The sequence below is a fragment of the Novosphingobium sp. PhB55 genome, assembly GCF_004368805.1.
Taxonomy (GTDB): Bacteria; Pseudomonadota; Alphaproteobacteria; order Sphingomonadales; family Sphingomonadaceae; genus Novosphingobium.
In genome coordinates this window covers 456,280-473,598 of sequence record NZ_SODQ01000004.1, presented here as the reverse complement: position 1 = coordinate 473,598, position 17,319 = coordinate 456,280, and the positions used below count along the sequence as shown (strand labels likewise).

14 protein-coding genes are annotated in these 17,319 nt (G+C 63.2%); 4 read left to right on the top strand and 10 right to left on the bottom strand.

Annotation, left to right across the window (positions count from 1 at the left end; all coding sequences use genetic code 11):
* The first annotated feature begins 112 nt into the window (after nt 1-112).
* Entirely contained in the window at nt 113-1,684 is a 1,572-nt protein-coding gene (locus EDF57_RS12265) for a phospholipase D-like domain-containing protein (RefSeq protein WP_134094571.1), read from the top strand.
* 77 nt (nt 1,685-1,761) lie between these two features.
* Here the strand turns inward: EDF57_RS12265 and EDF57_RS12260 are convergent, their stop codons facing one another.
* Nucleotides 1,762-2,622: an aldo/keto reductase family oxidoreductase gene (locus EDF57_RS12260; RefSeq protein ID WP_134094468.1), complete on the bottom strand. Its 861-nt coding sequence runs from the start codon at nt 2,620-2,622 to the stop codon at nt 1,762-1,764.
* Between the two features lie 102 nt (nt 2,623-2,724).
* Between EDF57_RS12260 and EDF57_RS12255 the strand changes: the two genes are divergently transcribed.
* Nucleotides 2,725-3,621, top strand: coding sequence for a LysR family transcriptional regulator (locus tag EDF57_RS12255; protein WP_347876953.1), 897 nt, complete (start codon nt 2,725-2,727; stop codon nt 3,619-3,621).
* Nucleotides 3,622-3,664: 43 nt separating this feature from the next.
* Here EDF57_RS12255 and EDF57_RS12250 read toward each other — a convergent pair whose 3' ends face one another.
* Nucleotides 3,665-6,004 (bottom strand): arylsulfatase, encoded by a 2,340-nt coding sequence (locus EDF57_RS12250; protein ID WP_243841035.1) that lies wholly within the window; start codon nt 6,002-6,004, stop codon nt 3,665-3,667.
* Between the two features lie 87 nt (nt 6,005-6,091).
* Here EDF57_RS12250 and EDF57_RS12245 point away from each other — a divergent pair, with 87 nt between their 5' ends.
* Nucleotides 6,092-6,976 carry a LysR family transcriptional regulator gene (locus EDF57_RS12245; RefSeq protein ID WP_134094466.1) on the top strand — a complete coding sequence of 295 codons (885 nt, stop codon included), beginning with the start codon at nt 6,092-6,094 and terminating at the stop codon, nt 6,974-6,976.
* A 24-nt stretch (nt 6,977-7,000) separates the two neighbouring features.
* Here EDF57_RS12245 and EDF57_RS12240 read toward each other — a convergent pair whose 3' ends face one another.
* The 4 genes from EDF57_RS12240 to EDF57_RS12220 form a co-directional block, all read right to left on the bottom strand.
* Nucleotides 7,001-8,323, bottom strand: coding sequence for a PHB depolymerase family esterase (locus EDF57_RS12240; RefSeq protein ID WP_347876952.1), 1,323 nt, complete (start codon nt 8,321-8,323; stop codon nt 7,001-7,003).
* 85 nt (nt 8,324-8,408) lie between these two features.
* Nucleotides 8,409-8,654 (bottom strand): hypothetical protein, encoded by a 246-nt coding sequence (locus tag EDF57_RS12235; protein ID WP_132266540.1) that lies wholly within the window; start codon nt 8,652-8,654, stop codon nt 8,409-8,411.
* A 754-nt stretch (nt 8,655-9,408) separates the two neighbouring features.
* A complete protein-coding gene (gene aac(6'), locus EDF57_RS12225) occupies nt 9,409-9,882 on the bottom strand; it encodes an aminoglycoside 6'-N-acetyltransferase (RefSeq protein ID WP_243841034.1) in 474 nt (157 codons plus the stop codon).
* Nucleotides 9,883-9,965: 83 nt separating this feature from the next.
* Nucleotides 9,966-10,241: an HU family DNA-binding protein gene (locus EDF57_RS12220; protein ID WP_132266543.1), complete on the bottom strand. Its 276-nt coding sequence runs from the start codon at nt 10,239-10,241 to the stop codon at nt 9,966-9,968.
* 589 nt (nt 10,242-10,830) lie between these two features.
* On the opposite strand from EDF57_RS12220, the gene EDF57_RS25475 reads away from it, so the two are divergent.
* Nucleotides 10,831-11,055, top strand: a complete 225-nt coding sequence (locus EDF57_RS25475) for a hypothetical protein (protein ID WP_166675235.1) — start codon at nt 10,831-10,833, stop codon at nt 11,053-11,055.
* A gap of 406 nt (nt 11,056-11,461) precedes the next feature.
* Here the strand turns inward: EDF57_RS25475 and EDF57_RS12210 are convergent, their stop codons facing one another.
* The 4 genes from EDF57_RS12210 to EDF57_RS12195 all read right to left on the bottom strand — a co-directional run bounded on the left by EDF57_RS12210 (nt 11,462) and on the right by EDF57_RS12195 (nt 17,241).
* Nucleotides 11,462-13,984, bottom strand: a complete 2,523-nt coding sequence (locus EDF57_RS12210; RefSeq protein WP_134094465.1) for a TonB-dependent receptor — start codon at nt 13,982-13,984, stop codon at nt 11,462-11,464.
* Nucleotides 13,985-14,080: 96 nt separating this feature from the next.
* Nucleotides 14,081-15,019: an ABC transporter substrate-binding protein gene (locus tag EDF57_RS12205; RefSeq protein WP_134094464.1), complete on the bottom strand. Its 939-nt coding sequence runs from the start codon at nt 15,017-15,019 to the stop codon at nt 14,081-14,083.
* Between the two features lie 3 nt (nt 15,020-15,022).
* Nucleotides 15,023-15,883, bottom strand: coding sequence for a TauD/TfdA family dioxygenase (locus EDF57_RS12200; protein WP_132266554.1), 861 nt, complete (start codon nt 15,881-15,883; stop codon nt 15,023-15,025).
* Nucleotides 15,884-15,906: 23 nt separating this feature from the next.
* Nucleotides 15,907-17,241, bottom strand: coding sequence for an LLM class flavin-dependent oxidoreductase (locus EDF57_RS12195; protein WP_134094463.1), 1,335 nt, complete (start codon nt 17,239-17,241; stop codon nt 15,907-15,909).
* Between the last annotated feature and the right edge of the window lie 78 nt (nt 17,242-17,319).

The window sequence follows — 17,319 nt, the reverse complement described above, 5'->3', positions numbered from 1 at the left end:
TTCCCGCCCATGCTTTGAGGATCGCGCTTTTCAGGCCGCACAAGTCTCGCCGGAGCCGGCCGCGAGACACCTCGCCCTTGGCAGATCACGCCAGGCCTGCGATGGCGCAGTCATGGACACACCTGATACCCTGCTCGAACCCGGACGCAATTGCTGGCGGATCGAGCACGCGACCCGTGCCGCCGTCATCGTAGACGCAGATGATTATTTCAAAGCAGCACGCGCCGCGATGCTGCGGGCGAAAAAGCAGATCCTGCTGGTCGGATGGGACTTCGATGCCCGCATCCGGTTCGGCGGCGATAAGGACGACGGCGGGCCGGACCAGGTCGGTGCGTTTCTCAGTTGGCTCGTCCGGCGGACTCCGGGCCTGCAGGTCCACATCCTGCGCTGGGATACGGGTGCCATCAAGACGCTGTTTCACGGTCAGACGTTACTGAGAATAGCGCAGTGGATCAAAGATCCGCAAATTCACATGCGTCTCGATGGTCATCATCCCCCTACCGGATCGCATCACCAGAAAGTCGTCGTCATCGATGACGACGTCGCCTTCTGCGGCGGGATCGACATGACTGTCGATCGCTGGGACACGCGCCAACACGATGATGACGAACCCCGCCGTCTGGAGCCCGATGGCACGCCTTACGGTCCCTGGCACGATGCCACCACGATGCTCCAGGGGCCGGTCGCACGCACGCTGGGCGACATGTGCCGGAAACGCTGGGAAGTTTCGGGCGGAAGCGCGCTCGCTCCGGCTTCGTGCGATGCGGATTGCTGGCCAGAGGACGTCGAAAGCGACTTCACCGATGTGGAAGTCGGCATCGCGCTCACCGTTCCGGAAATGGCCGAACAGGATCCTCGCCACGAGATCGAGGCACTCTATGTCGACCTCATCATGCGGGCGAAGCGCTGGTTCTATGCCGAAAGCCAGTATTTCGCCTCAAGAAAGGTCGCAGAAGCCATCGCGCAGCGGCTGGCAGAGGCTGACGGCCCCGAATTCGTGATCGTCCATCCCACATCCGCGCAAGGCTGGCTTGAGCCGATCGCGATGGATTCCGCACGCGCCAGGTTGGTGGAGGCGCTGCAGCAGCGGGACGTCCATGGTCGCCTGCGGCTCTATCACCCCTATACCGCGAAGGGCCACCCCATCTATGTGCATGCCAAAGTGACGGTCGTCGACGATGAAGTGCTGCGCGTAGGGTCTTCGAATTTCAACAATCGTTCGCTCCGCCTGGACACCGAATGCGACGTCGTCATCGACGCCGGCCGGGAAGCCAATGCCGGCCAGCGCGAGACGATTGCCGGCATCCGCAACGCCCTTCTGGCCGAGCATCTCGATACGGACTGTCAGACGATCGAAGACCTGCTGGAACAGACCGGCTCGGTCATTTCCACAATCGAAAAACTGCGCGGCGACGGCCGCTCGCTGCGGCCCTACGAAGTGCCGGACCTCGATTCCGTTCGCGAATGGCTCGCCGATCACAAAGTCCTCGATCCCGAAGGGCCGGGCGAGATGTTCGAGGCGATCTCCAAACGCACGCCGCTGCTCGCGCGTCTGAAGCACCGCCCTCATTTCAAGCGCCAGGATGGCGGTCTGTCGCTGGTCGGCGCCGGTATCCTTGCCGCGGGGGCAGCAGCAGGGATAGGCCTGCTCGCTACGGCCATTTCAAAGCGCTCGGATAAATAGCGCCGGCCGCCAAATCACGCCTCGTTCGCGTCCGCCGGCAAGAGGGCACCCATCCGCCATCGCCGGCACCTGGGCCATCAAATGGCGTCGAGCCGTACCTTGACATCAGCGGGCAGTTCCAGCGCCGCGGCAGCCAGATTTTCCGCCAGATGTTCCAGGCTCGACGTCCCGGGGATCAGCAGAAGGTTCGGCCAGCGCGCAAGCAACCAGGCCAAGGCCGTCTGCATGGGCGTTGCCCCGATCTCGGCGGCAAGCCCGGCCAAGGCGTCCGACTGGATGGGGCTGAACCCGCCCAGCGGGAAGAACGGCACATAAGCGATACCCTGCGCCGCCAGAGCGTCCACGAGCAGATCGTCGCCCCGATGGACAAGATTGTACTGGTTCTGCACGCACGCGACCGGCGCGATGGCCTGGGCCTCGGCCACTTGCGCCTTAGTGACGTTGCTGAGGCCGAGGTGCCGGATCAGACCCTGCTCACGCAGCCGCGCGAGGGCCGAGAACTGTTCCTCCAGAGAGCCTTCGCTCGGCGCATGGACATCCCCCATCAGCCGCAGGTTGACCACTTCGATCCGCTCCAGACCAAGGTTGCGCAAGTTGTCGTGGACGGCGCGGGTCAGTTCGTCGGCGCTCTGGGCCGGCAGCCAGGATGCGTCGGCTCCCCGCACCGCGCCGACCTTTGTCACGATGACCAGATCCTCACCGTAGGGATGCAGGGCTTCGCGAATGATCTCGTTCGTCACATGCGGGCCGTAGAAATCACTGGTGTCGATATGGTTGACGCCCGTCTCCACAGCCGCGCGCAGCACCGCCACGGCGCCGGCGCGGTCCCGCGGGGGACCGAAGACGCCCGGTCCCGCCAGTTGCATGGCGCCGTAGCCCATGCGGTTCACGGGGCGGTCGCCCAGTTGGAAGGTTCCCGCCTTGGCAAGGTCGATCATTGCATGTCTCCTGGCATATTGCTGCCCGAATATGGACTTCAACTTGCTGATCGATAAGACGGTCTATTGAGAACAGCTTGTACGGAAAATCGCACAATGCCGATGGAACTTGACGATCTTTCCGCCTTTGTCGCCGTGGCCAGCGCCAAGGGCTTTCGGGAGGCAGCCCGCATCTCCGGCGTGTCGGCATCCGGGCTCAGCGAAGCCCTGAGGCGCCTCGAAACCCGGTTGAACACCCGGTTGCTTCATCGCAGCACCCGCAGCATATCCCTGACCGAAGCCGGCGCCCGGCTCTACGAAAGGATCGGACCGTCTCTCGCCGAGATCGGCGCCGCATTGGACAGCGTTCAGGCTCTCACCGATGAGCCGGCAGGCGCGCTGAAACTGAACGTGCCCGCCAATGTGGCACGCACGGTGCTGCCAGGCATTCTCCCGGGCTTCCTTGGCGCTCATCCGCATATCCGGGTGGAAGTCACCGTGGAGGACAGTTTCGTGGACATCCTCGCCTCCGGAGCGGACGCCGGTATCCGCTATGAGGAGCGCCTGGAGCAGGACATGATCGCGGTCCCTATCGGGCCGCGTGAACAGCGCCTTCTCACCGCCGCCGCGCCGTCCTATTTCGCAGCGCGAGGGCGCCCTGCCCATCCGCGCGACCTCGTTCATCACAATTGCATGCGCCTGCGCTTTGCCAGCGGCGCGATAGCGACCTGGGAGTTCGAGAAGGACGGCGAAGTGCTTCGTTTCGATCCCCCGGGATCGCTGCTGATCCAACCGGGATCGGCATGCGACCTGTTGGTGGAGGCGGCCGTCTCGGGGCTCGGTATCGTGTGCCTGTTCGAGGATTGGCTGGCCCCCCACTTGCGCAGCGGCGCACTCGAATCCGTGCTCGAGGACTGGACACCTCCTTTTTCCGGACCGATGCTCTATTATTCCGGTCGCCGCCAAATCCCGCCGCCCTTGCGGGCGTTCATCGACTTTACGAGGTCCATCTCGGGTTGAGCCTTTCTGGCGGCGCCCAGCAATCCGGGCGCCCGGCACGCAGTCAATCGAAATCCAGGCTGAGATGAGCGATGTCGCCCTCGATGCGGCCTTGCGGACTGCGATAGGCCGTTACCGGCACGCCCAGATCGCGTCCCACGTCCAGGGTTTCGCCGTTTCCAGCCGCCATCAGCATGGACGTCGGCAAACGCCCCGACACGAGGGCTGCGCCATTCGCACTGAGCGTGACGGTGGCCGGGCCTCCCGGCCTGTCGACGGCGAAGCGCATGGTCAGCTTGACCGTACCTTCAGGCAGCGCCCGATCAGCGGCGACACGGGTGATCTCATCGGGATCGGTGGAACGCGCCGCAATGAACGCGGGACGGCCCTTGTTCAGGTAGAGGCTCCAGCCTCCGAAGCGGCTGCCGAACGCCATGACCGCTCCCGAAGCGGTGTCGCTATCCAGTCGCAGATCGGCAGCGAGCGTGAAGCTGCGCGCGAACGGCACCGGCTCCGTATTGGCGGGCAGGCTCACATCCTTGCCCCAGAAGTCGAAATGCTTGCGACCGCTGCCGCGCATCATCGCCGCCCCGCGCGCCATGCCGAAGCGGTGATCGAGCGGAAGCACGTTGTTGCGCGCCGCCTCCCGCTTCCACAGATCGAGCATGGTCTGAAGCCGTGCGGGCTCCCTCGCGGCAAGATCGTTCGACTGCGAAAAATCCCGATCGAGATTGTAGAGGGACCATTGCACCGGGGGCCGTTCACCGGCGGCAGGAAGGTTCTGCCACGCCAGACGCCCATCATCGCCCGAGAGGAACCAGCCATCGTGATAGAGGCCGGCCTTCCCGCCGATCTCGAAGTATTGGGTGCGCGGTTTCGCCGCATCGCAGGAGGCGAGGCTGGCCAGCAGGCTTTCGCCGTCCATCGGCTTCTGGCGGACGCCATAGACGCTTTGCGGCGCTGGCAAGCGCGCCGCCTCCAGTACTGTCGGCGCAATGTCCACCAGATGCGAGAACTGGCCGCAGACCGCACCGGGATGCGCCATGTGTCCCTTCCAGGAAAGGATCATGCCATTTCGGATGCCACCCAGGAACGAGGCGTATTGCTTGGTCCAGCGCAGCGGCGTGTTCATCGCCCAGGCCCATCCGGCAGGGTAGCTTTCATAGGTCATCGAACCGCCGAGCCGATCGATATTCGCCTGCATCCAAGCCTCGCTTTCATCATGCGAGCCCATCGAGCGCAGTTCGTTGATCGTGCCTTTCGGCCCCGCCTCCGCGCTGGCGCCATTGTCGCCGATCACCAGCGCTACCAGGGTATTGTCCAACTGGCCCATCCGCTGCAGTTCGTCGATCACGCGGCCGATCTGCTCGTCCTGATAGACAAGCTGCGCCGCGGCGACTTCCATCGTACGTGCAGCAAAAGCCTTCTGGCCCGAAGTCAGGCTTTTCCAGGCCGGAATTTCCGCAGGGCGCGGGGTCAGCGGCGTACCTTTGGGTATGATGCCCATGGCAAGTTGCCGCCGCCAGGTCTGTTCGCGCTGAAGATCCCATCCGGCATCGAACTTGCCCTTGAAACGCGCGATATAGTCCGCTGGAGCCTGATGCGGCGCATGGGTGGAGCCGGGTGCCATGTAGACGAGAAACGGCTTTTCCGGCGCTGCCGCCTTCTGGTTGTGGATCCAGCGGATCGCATCCTCGGCCAGGCGGCTGTCGAGCAGGCTCCCCTCTCCATCGTCCTGCTCGGCGCGCTGGATGCCGCGATAGAGGATTGGCGAATATTGGTCGCTATCGCCGCTGACGAACCCGTAGAAGTAATCGAAGCCCAGACCGGTCGGCCAGCTGTCGAACGGCCCCGCCTCACTGCGTTCGTTGGACGGCAGGTTGTGATGCTTGCCGAACATCGCCGTGCTGTAGCCATTCAGCCGCAGGACCTGGGCGATCGTGGCGGTTTCCGGCAGGATTTTCCCGCCGTAGCCCGGAAATGGCGAAGGCACATCACTCAACCAGCCGACCCCGGCGTTGTGATGGTTACGGCCGGTCAGCAGCGCCGCGCGGCTGGGCGAGCAGATGCCGGTGGTGTGGAAGCGATTGTAGCGCTGGCCCCGGGCCGCCAGCCGTTCGAAATGGGGTGTCGGAACGGGGCCGCCGAAAGCGCTGGACATCGCGAAACCGACGTCGTCGCTCATCATCAGGAACACATTGGGCGCTCCGGCGGGCGCCTGGATCGCGGCTTGGGCAAAGCCTTTGGCGTCCAGGACATTCTCGGCCACCGTTCCCGTGAACGGCGCGGCCGGCACGGGCAGGATCGTGCGCGCGGGCTGGCTATCCGCCGCCGCAGGGTGTGCTGACGCCGCCCCTGCCATCGCCAATGCCGCCGCGCCTGTCCGCCATCCGATCTTGCCCATCGCGTTTCTCCCCGCTTCGTTCGCAGGCAAGTTAGGGCTCGCGCGATCAGGCTGTCCAATGCATATCAAGGCAACATTGCATGCATCATGGGAATACCGATGGACCTGCCGCGCCTGCGCCATATCGTTGCCGTCGCCCGTAACCAGAGCTTCTCGCGCGCGGCGGAGGAAGTGGGCATCACTCAGCCCGCGCTGAGCCGCAGCATCGCCGCCTTCGAGAAAAGGCACGGTGTCATGTTGTTCGATCGGGGGCGCGGCGGGGTCCATCCCACGGCTGCCGGGCTGCATGTGATCGAACACGCGCAAAAGCTGCTTCATGCCGCGGGAGACCTGGAACGCAGCCTTCGGCGCTATCCCGAAGGCAAGCCGGGACAAGTCGCCATCGGGCTTGGGCCGCTGATGGCCGGACTGTTCCTGCCGCACGTGGCCGGCTCGCTCCTGCATGCCTGGCCTGGAATCCGCATTCGCACCCTGGTGCGCGCGCCCGATCAACTCGTCACCGAACTGGTCAACGACCGGATCGAGATGATCCTCGGCAGCAACTGGAATCTTGGCCGCATCCCGAGCACAGGGATCGAGCGGCTGGGCCGGATCGGCGTTGCCTTCATGGTGCGCGGCGGCCATCCCCTGTCTCGGCAAGGCCTGGTCACCAACGCCGATCTGGAGGATTATCCGGCCGCCAGTGCCGTCGAACTGCCAGATGGCCAGGGCGACCCGGCCGGAAGTTTCATCTGCGACAATTTCCACGTCCTGCGCGAAACGGTGCTGCGCAGCGATTGCGTCTGGATTTCCTCGCCTGCGTTCCTGGCCGATGATCTGCGCGAAGGGCGCATGGTCCAGTTGGAAGTCAGCGGATTCCCGCCCTCCCATAGCGAGGTCTGCCTGATTACGAAACGCAGCCGCACCCGTTCCCCGACAGTCACGGCCGTAGCGGAAAAAATCCGCACTCTCCTGCCGCAGGCGGAGGTATGATGTCGCTGCTCGCCTGTCCTGGTGCTAGGGCATGAGACCCGCGGCACGAAGCGCATCCTCGATCACTTTGCGCACGCCTGCCTCTCGGGTCCGCCCGCTCTGCCCGGGTTCCGAGGGCGGGATCGGCTGCAGGCGCCGGCCTTCATAAACCATCAGTCCGTTCATTTCGGCGGGTTCCGGAATTCGCGCCCTATCCGGGGAATGCTCGGGGGCCCTCGCCTCTTGGTGTTCATCGAGGAGTCCCCAAAAACTGCAGATCTGGTGGCTTGAGGAAACTCCCACTTCCAGCATGAAGGCGCCCGCCCGTCCGCACGCATCCTTGCCGGACGTCTTCAACGGGGTACCGTGCCCCATACCGGCTATGCGATGATCCTCCATGACCGGGCGTCCGTGATGGTCCAGCCAGACACGGCGGGTATGGCTGCCCGTGGATTCGCTGAGATCCGGCGTCTCGCCGATATCGTGCAAGGCGCCCCATTGCCTCAGCAAGGCAGTGGCGTTGAGGTCGGCTACCGTTGCATCCCCGCTGCCATGCCAGACCGAGAGCGTCGGCCACGGCCCGGCATGAGAGGTTGCCTGGCGGACCAGCATCTCCAGCTCGCTCCGCTCGGGCATATTCTGGCCGCGCATGCGTTCGAGAGCCTGCGGCACACCATAGGCGCTCCCGTAAGGCAGACCGGCAACAACAGCGCCTCCCGCAAACACTTCGGGATAAGTCGCCAGCATGACCGCCGTCATGGCGCCGCCGGCAGAGAGGCCGGTCACGTATATGCGGGCGGCGTCGATATTATGCCGGGCCACGACGGCCGCGATCATGTTTCTGATGGACTGCGCCTCGCCCGCACCGCGACGGCTGTCTTCTTTCGAAAACCAGTTGAAGCACAAGTTCGGATTGTTCGAGGCCTGCTGCTCGGGAAAAAGCAGAGCAAACCCATGCCTGTCGGCCATCTCGGACCATCCGGCACCCATATCGTAGCCTGCCGCGTTCTGGGTGCAGCCGTGGAGCACCACCACCAGCGCCGGATGCTTGGACAAGGAGGGAGGAAGATAGAGGTGCGCGCGAAGCGCTCCAGGGTTATCCCCGAACTGGCTCAGCTCCCGCAGGCGGCTATGGCCCTGAAATGCGCCGGGTGCCGCCCCTTTCCGCAAGGCGGCCAAGTGAGCGATGGTCTCCGATATCGTTGGCATGGCATATCCTTGCTGAAATGGGGCAAGCACAGGATAGGAGCGCTCCACCATTTTGCTGCACTGCAACATCAAATGGTGACGAACGGGATTGTTGCAAGGTGAATCGGTTTTCAATTTTTGCCGGGCCGCTGTGAGCAGCCTTTCGCAGGCGTCACTCATAACAAGCTCAAGCCACCGGCACCTCTCAACGGCCGGCCAAGCCTCTCAACGCCGCAACAAGCTGACGGCGATCATCCCTTCCAATCTAGAAAGCGAATGCCAGCTGGTCGGGATGCGGCATCCGCCGACGGGTTCCGCGCTCGCGAACATTGTCCTGATCGACCGCACCGAACACGACCTTGATCATGGTGAGTGCCCGCGAATTGATTTTTTCGGAGGCTTCCAGCCGGCGAACGGCGCGCGCAGGATCCCGATAGCCGATAGCCTTGCCAAGTTCGATTTCCGAAAGACCTCGGTTCTTGCGAGCTGCAGCCAGTTCGGCTCCGGTCATGAAAAACTCCCTGGTTTGATCGCAACGAGAAGCGAACCCGGCGGTTCTGGTCGAAACCGAAAAGGGTCGGGCTGCGCGCCGTAGCGGGCCAGAGTCCCGGATTCCAGTCCGGCACGGCACGCAATTCCGCAAATGCGCTCAGGTTATCAACAGCCTTGTCGTCAACCGGAATCCGCCTTGAGCGCAGCGACGATGAACCCGGCGGCAAGATGGCCCATCGAGCCGACCTTGGAGTGATTGCCGCGTCTGCGGACTGCCATTTCGGCGCAGCGCGTCGCCTGCCCTGGCCAGGAAGTTGGCCACTCACACCTCCCTCCAGCAAGCCCCACGCAAGCCTTGCCCCTGACCGCTGCCGTATCTCGATGACGCCTGACAGCCGGGTTGAGGCCCGTCGGGAGCGGGGCCGGCCATCGATCCTGTGGAAAGCGAGTGCTCCATTAGCTGACGCCGCCCACAATCTCGCGTATCAGGGCTTCATGGCCATCTTTTGCTTCATTGGACGGCATAAGCCATCACTTGTCTCGGTCTCTCGCGGCAAAGGTGACGGCTATCTTGCTCTATGCGACTCCTGCGGGGTACCGCTCGAACGATCTGTCCCAGGCGGATGGCATGCTGCGCGCCCCATGAAAGAGAGCCCGCTGGCAGCGACGCCTCCCGCTTAGGATACGCCCGCCGCGATCGCCTGCATCAGCCGAGGCTCAGACGCGGGCATGTTTGCATAAGCCATTTTGCTGAAGCGGCAGCCCAAGCTCGGTCAGCTGAGCGAATGCGGATCGTCCAGAACCTTGCGGAAATACACGACCCGCTCGGTCTCCTCGAAATCCAGCGCAGCATGCACCGCGTGGGACGCGCTGTTCTCAAGCAGGGCGTCGGAGGCAAGCTCGGCGCAGCCTCGCTGCCGGGCCCACTGCTCGACAGCGCTAACCAACCCGCGAGCGATGCCGAGACGGCGGCTGTCCTCGGCGACGTACAGTCCTTCGAGAAACGCGACCGGCGAGGTCTCGCAGCCATTGACGTAATCGATGCGCAAAGCGGCTTCGGCAAACCCTATCAGTTCGCCGCGCGCACTCCGCGCGAGAAACCCTGCAAACAATTGCGGGCCTGCCAACATATCTGCAAGTTCTCCGCGGTGCTCGGTCGCAGTCCCGTCTGGCCAGAGTTCGGCCCGGAGCGGAGCCCACTCGTCGAGATCGCTTTCATCGCCAATCTCGATCCGTACGATCATCATGCGCCGTCTCACGGTCGGATTGGGCAGCTGGCAAAGCAAGAGCGGCGCCGACCCAGCCGTCGGCGCCGCTCTCATGAGCCGGATCAGCCGTTCAGCTTGTCCTTGACCGCCTTGGCCACCGTGAAGGACAGCTTCTTCGAGGCCTTGATCGTCATCGCTTCGCCGGTCGCAGGATTGCGGCCTTCGCGCTCGGGGCTGTCCTTGACCTTGAACTTGCCAAAGCCATTCAGCGAGACTTCGTCGCCCTTGGCGGCCGCATCGCCGATCGCTTCGAACACGGCGTCGACGATCTTGCGGGCATCGGCCTTGGTGAGGTCGTGGGCGGCGGCAATGGTGTCGGCGAGATCGCTGTTATTCATGATTGGTTCGTCCTGTCGAAATCTTCGGGTCTGCCGCGCTCCTCGAAATGCGGGTCACAGCGGCAAAACCAAGCATGGATCATTGCAGGGCGCCTGCAAAGCCGATCAGTGCCCCCTACCCGCACTCAAGCACAGTTTGTCCACAGCCTGTGGATAGCGAAAACGATAAAATGGGTTGCCCATACCGTTCGCCATACCGGACTGCAGTGCATTGAGCCGTCAGCTTTTCACCAACCTCAAAGCCGTCCAGTTCACAAATCTGTGATGAACGACCAGCCTTTGCCCGGGGATTGGACTGCAAACACGCAATCAAATCGCCACGATCCTCAGCCCCGATAGAACGGAAATCGCTTAACGTGTCCGGCCACGAGACTGTTCTTGAACTTTAGACGCATAAGCTCCGCGCCCTCCTCTCGAACACATACCAGATGCGTTCCTCCTGACGGAAGCGGCTCGATCACACTGATTAAAACTGCGAATTTTTCGCACATGGCTAAAACTTCAACGTGCCCGAGAGACAGATTCATCGCACGGCTCATCGCGGTAACTCCCAAATCGCCACTTGCTACGCGTCAGCCGCTAGTCCCTCTTGTCAATCAAAACCGAGACTGGATTTTTCGCCGAGGCGTTTGATGCATTCGGCTTGGGAGGAACCGGCTTCTTGGGCTTGCGGATTTCCCTGCTGCTCTTTTTTTGGCCCTTTGCCATCTATCGATCCTTTGAGATTGACGAGTGTCCGACACGCGGGTTGGTCAGCGCCGCCGCGCGCAATGCAGTCCAACTGCAAGATGCGGCCGCGCCGAGCCTGACTTGATAATTTTCGATTTGCTGCCCCCAGCCCTGGGCAATCTGAAGATGCCTTGAGCGAACAGCCAAATCGACCGCCGAGTCTGCCCGCATCGATGCAAGTTGATGTGCGAAATACAGCTGATTGAGGTCCAAGAATGGCTCCAGGTAGTAAGCGGGAGCGCAATCGGTCTCTCAGTCGCGGGTGCCTACAGAGAACCCATCCGCGATCAGCGCAAGATAGGTATTCAAGTGAGGAATAGTAAGGGGTAGGGATTCGCCGGGAGAAAATTATTCCAGTGCAAAATATTCAGCCCCGGCGAACCCGCAGGTGATGTGAAAACTCCGTCCTAACTACGCAACTCGACTACCCAACTCGACTGCCCAACTCGACTGCCAAGCCGCGGGCGAGACGGCCCGTCGAAAGCGCCGCATCAGAACTTCGCGCCAAGTCTGGCATAATAGAAGCCGCCGCTGAGGCCGAAGGGCGCAAAGTTCCCGTACAGCCCCGATCCGTCTGCAGCGACGGTGCCGTTCCTGTCGGGATATGCGTCGAAGAGGTTGTTGGCACCGACAGCGATGTCGAGATTGTCGGTGAGTTGATAGCCCACTTCAGCGTCGGCCACCCATTTGGCACCATAAGTGCGGTCAGAAGCCGCCACATTGCTGGACTCGGTATACTTGCCATAGCGCGTCACGCGGGCCAGCGCCCGGAACTTGGCCAGGGACCAGGTGTTGGACAACACCACCTTGCTGCGGGGCAGGGCCGCAACGAGATCGCGCTGGGCCTGCCGGCCGAACAGGGTGACGTTCAGGTCACTGAGTTCCTCGGGATTGTCGATGACATGGAGGATTTTCGTCTTGTTGTAGCTGTAGGCGGCGTTCAGGCGAAATGTGCCGAGCGAGGCGGTATCGAGCGTATATTCGCCCACGACATCGACCCCGCGCGTGCGGGTATCGATCGCGTTGGTGAAGAACTGGGCGCTATCCACGTCATCGATGCCGTTTTCGACGAGGATGTCCTTGATCGCCGCCCCGCCGTTGGATGCCGTACCCAGGAATTCGGTTTTCACGATACGGTCGTCGATACGGATCTGATAGGCATCGATCGTCAGGCGGAACGGGCCGGTCTCATAAGTCACGCCCGCCGTGAAATTGAGAGACTTCTCCGGCTTGAGCGGCTTTGCCCCCAGCGCAATCGCTGCTGCGCTGTTCACCGGCAGGAATTTGGACACGGTCGACACGCGCTCGTCGCCGATCACCGTGACGGTGTTCTGCGTGGTCGAGAACGCCGTCTGCGCCAGCGACGGCGCGCGGAAGCCGGTGTTGACGCCGCCGCGCAGCGCAAGTCCCTTCGCCAGTTCGATGCGGGTGGACGCCTTGGCGCTGAAGGTATTGCCCGCGCTGTCGGAATAGTGTTCGAACCGGCCGGCGACGCCGACAAACCAGCCCGGCATCACATCGGCGGAAACGTCCGCATAGGCCGCCAGGTTGTTGCGGCTTATGCTTGTCGCGTCGGCCGGCGATGTGCCGGTGAAGGAAACGAGTCCCGGCGAGGGCGAACGACCACCATAGAGCTGGCCGAAAGGCGTGCTATCCAAGGGGATCACGTAGCCACCGTCCCTGTAGGAATCGGGCTCTCCTGCGATGTTCTGAAAACGCTCCCAGCGCTGCTCCGCGCCCAGGGAGAGGCTTAACGGCCCGGCAAGACCGAGATCCAGCTCGCGGCTGAGGTCAAGATTGCTCACCCACAGGTCCTGCTTCTGGCGGCCCATGAAAAAGCTGCTCTTGCTGTCCGGCCCCAGCGAGGGATTGAGCGTGTTCTCGGCGCCCAGCTTCACGTTGTCGCGCCCATAACTGGTCGACAGGTCCAGCGACCACTCCCCAAACTGGGTGCGCAGGCCCACGGCCGTCTGCCAGTCCCATTCCCAGATGCGGCGGTAGGCCTGGAAGCCAGCAGGATAGAGCTGGGGCAAGACCGATGCGCCGGAACTGTTGGCGAGACCGTTATACCCGGTCGCTGCCGCGAAGTATGCGCCGCGGGCATCCTTGATGTTGCGGTAACTCAGCGTGGAGAACGAGTAGAGCGTGGTATCCTCGCCGACCGGCAATTCCGCATTGTAACTGGTGTCGACGATCTTGTCGCGATTGGAGCGGCCGTAGCCGCCGGCGATGAGATGGTCCGCATCGGCCTCCCTCGGATCGGGCTGGCCGTTCACCAGGGGATAGACATAAGGGATGGGCTCGGCCGAGGAATCGGCGCGGTCGTGATATTTCGCCTCGATGGAGAACCGTGCGAAGCCGCCGTCGCCCAGCGGCGCGCCATAGGAGCCCGCGACTTGCGCCAAGGCGCCGCCTTTCTCGTAAAGCTGCCCGCCGGTCACTGACAGTTCGCCGCCGTGCGGAGAATTGTCGAGGATGATGTTGATGACGCCGGAAATCGCGTCGGATCCATATTGCGCGGCGGCACCGTCCCGCAGGACTTCGATCCTGCCGACCGCGCTGGTCGGGATCAGGTCGATGTCGACCGGCGTCGATCCGCCCGAGATGCGCGAGAGATTGTTGATCAGCGATGTCGTATGCCGCCGCTTGCCATTAACGAGCACGAGCACATAGTCACCCGAAAGCCCCCGGATCGAGATCGGCCGGACACTGGCCGAGGTCCCGCCACCGCCCAGCGCGGGCATGCTCAGCGAGGGGATGATGTTGCCGAGTATCTCCTTGAGACCGGTGCGCCCGGTATTCTTCAGTTCCTGCGGGCTGATCACGTCGATCGGCACGGGGCTGTCCGCCACCGAACGCTGGATCCGGCCGCGCGCGCCGGTGACGACGATAGCGCCGGCATCTGCCTCCGCTGCAGTGCTGGCGGTGGCATCGGCAACCTCTTCTGCTCTGGCAGGAGAAACGGCGATTATTGAAACACTCGCAAGGAAACCGGCAATTACAATATTTTTCACTTAAGCCCCCAAATTAATAAGCACGAGAGCTTATTCCCATCCCCGCCATTAATATTTAAATTGAATTCCCTCAATTCAATTTCATTTCTGCTTATCTCAGATGTGATCCGCGAATGCTTTATCGATCGGCCGCACAGTCTTGACCTCTCCGAAGCGGCGGAAAGTATCGAGCACGACTTGCTGATCGGAGATCACGCTGGCGTCGATCGGTACACGAAGACGCACATTCTTTTCCGCCGTCGCGCGCGCGATGTCCGGCGGCAGCCCGGTTTCCCTGGCAAGGACCGCGCCATATTGGTCGACATGGTTCCGCGCCCACTGCAGGGCCTTTGCCTCTCGCGCGAGGAAATCGCTCAGCTGCGCGCGCTTGCGCTCGATGGCGCTTTCCGGCGCAACGTCGAAACCGTAGCCCTGGACGAAGTCCCTGCCGTCGACGACGATGCGATCGCCCTCGGCCTGCGCCGCCGCGACATAGGGCATCCAGGTGGACCAGGCATCCACCGCACCGGTCTGGAGCGCGGCGCGGGAATCGCTGGGGGACAGGAACGCCAGCTCGACGTCGCCCGGACCGTAGCCCGAAGCCATCAGCGATCGCAGCACCAGGTAGTGCCCGACGCTACCGCGCGTCGTGGCGATCCGCTTTCCTTTCAGGCCCTTGCCGTCGCGGACTGGCGAACGCGCCGGCACCAGGATGGAAAGCGCACCGTCGATACGGCTTTGTGTGCGCTGCGCGCTCACGGCCTTGATCGGGCTCCCGGCCTGATAAGCGAACTGGAATGGGGCATCGCCGACCAATCCGAGATCGACCGCACTGCTGCCAAGCGCTTCAAGAAGATTCTGCGCCGCCGGGAATTCGGACCATTCAACTTCGTAGGAGACGCCATCGAGCGCACCGGAAGCCAGCATGAGCGATTTCGTACCGCCCTTCTGGCTGCCTACCCGCAGCACGTCCGTATTCGCGCTGCCGCCCCGGCCGCAAGCGGCCAGGGCGGCAGTCGTGGCAAGTCCTGCAAGCAGGCCGCGTCTATCGATCATAGTTCAGAGATCCGTCCAGAGCGGCTCGTCCGCGATCAGGATGCGATGCAGCTCGCGCGGGAAGTCGCCGTAGTTGCGCACGGCGAAGTGCACCGTGGCACGATTGTCCCAGAACGCGACCGTGCCCGGCCGCCAGGAGAACCGCGCCTGAAGGTCCGGCCGCTTGTACTGGCGAAGCACTTCTTCCAGCAGTTCGCGGCTCTCCGACAGTTCCAGGCCGAGTATCTGCGGTTGCTGCGAGAAGTTGACCCAGAGGATCTTCTCTCCGGTTTCACGATGCGTGCGCACGATCTTGTGCGCGACGATGGGGTATTCGTGACCCGAAAGCTCCAGCGCGGGCACGAAGTTGTGCGTGACGTGCCTGCCTTCCAGGCGCTCCTTCAGTTCCGGCGCGAGGGTCTCGTATGCCAGGTTCGCGTCCACCCAGATCGTGTCGCCGCCCACTTCAGGCAGGTTCACATCGCGCAGCACCGCGCCCCAGGTCGGCACGAGCCGCCAACTCGTATCGGTGTGATAGGCCTCCCCGGCCCTGAGCTTGTAGCCGAGCTTCTTCTCGTATTCCCGGTCCTCCCGCGCGGCGATGGCGTGGACTTCCTTGTTCGCCGCATCGTGGCGCGTGGTGGGATGGGTGTAGAGCGGGCCGAAGTTCGCTGCGAAGGCCGCCTGCTGGGCGTCGTCGATGGATTGGTCCCGGAAGAACAGGACCTTCCACTTGAGAAGCGCGGCGCGGATGGATGAGCGCAGCTCGTCAGTCAGGGGTTTGGAAAGGTCCACGCCCTCCACTTCGGCGCCGATGGTCGGCTGCACGGGGCGGATGACGAGGTCAGTGCTCGAAACGTCGAAAGTGGAAGCGGTGCTGGCCATGAATCTTCTCCTTTGCTTTCGTGTCAGGCGGCGTCGCGGCGCAGGCGCGCGGCGGTGTTGCGGTTGACGGGAACGTCCAGCCCCAGCGTTTCGCGCAAGGTGCTGCCGGGGTAGTCGCGCTTGTAGATCCCGCGCGCCTGCAGGATCGGCACCACTTGATCGACGAAGACCTCAAGCTGGCCGGGCAGGGATTCGAACAGGTTGAAGCCATCCGATCCGCGCTGTTCGAGCCAGAGCTGGAAGCGGTCCGCGATCTGCTCGGGAGTGCCTGTGAAGTGGCTGCGCGGGGTGGCGACGCGCAGGGCAATTTCGCCCAGCGTCAGCCCGCGGGCGGCATCGGCCAGCACGCGCTCGGACGCGCTCTGGTTGCTCCTGCGCCCTTCTTCCGCGACCTGATGCGGGAACGGGCCGTCAGGATCGTAGACGCTGAAATTGTGGTCGTTGAACGAACGGCCGAGCGCCCGAAGCGCGTTCTCCAGACTGACGAGGCCCGCCAGTTCGCCGTAGAGCCGCTCGGCCTCTTCCTCGGTCGAACCCACCACGGGCCGGCCGCCGGGAAGCACCAGAAGCTGCTCGGGATCACGGCCGAAGCCGCGCGCCCGCGCCTTGACGTCGGCGTAGAAGGCCTGCCCCTCGGCAAGGTCTTCCTGGTGAGTGAAGATCGCCTCGGCATGGCGGGCGGCGAAGTTGCGGCCGTCTTCCGAGGAACCCGCCTGGAAGATCACCGGCTGCCCCTGCGGCGAGCGCGAGATGTTGAGCGGGCCCTTTACGGAGAGAAATTCGCCCTTGTGGTTCAGTTCGTGGAGCTTGTCGGGATCGAGGAACTGTCCGCTGGCTTTGTCACGGACGAGCGCATCGTCTTCCCAGCTGTCCCAGAGGCCCTTGACGACGTCGAGATATTCCTCGGCGAGGCGATAGCGCACGTCATGGTCGAGGTGCTTGTCGCGTCCGAAGTTGGCCGCGCTCCCTTCCAGCCACGAGGTGACCACGTTCCAACCGGCCCGGCCGCCGCTGATATGGTCGAGCGAAGCGAATTGGCGGGCGAGGTTGTAGGCCTCGGTATAGCTGACCGTGGCCGTGCCCACGAGGCCGATGCGTTCGGTCACCGCCGCCACCGCCGAGAGGATCGTCAGCGGTTCGAACCGGTTGAGATAGTGCGGAGAAGAACGCGCGTTGATCGAGACGCTATCGGCCACGAAGAGGTAGTCGAACTTTCCGCGCTCGGCGAGTTGCGCCTGCCGGGTATAGAACGACAGGCTGGTGCTGGCATCGACCTGGGCGTCCGGGTGGCGCCAGTCGTCCCAACCGGGACCGACGCCGTGCAGGATGAAGCCGAGTTTGAGTTGACGGGTGGTCATGTCTTTCCTCCTTCTGCGTGGTGTCAGGCTATGCGGGTGGGCCGGGACGAACCAACGCGGATGGCTGATAGGAAGGTG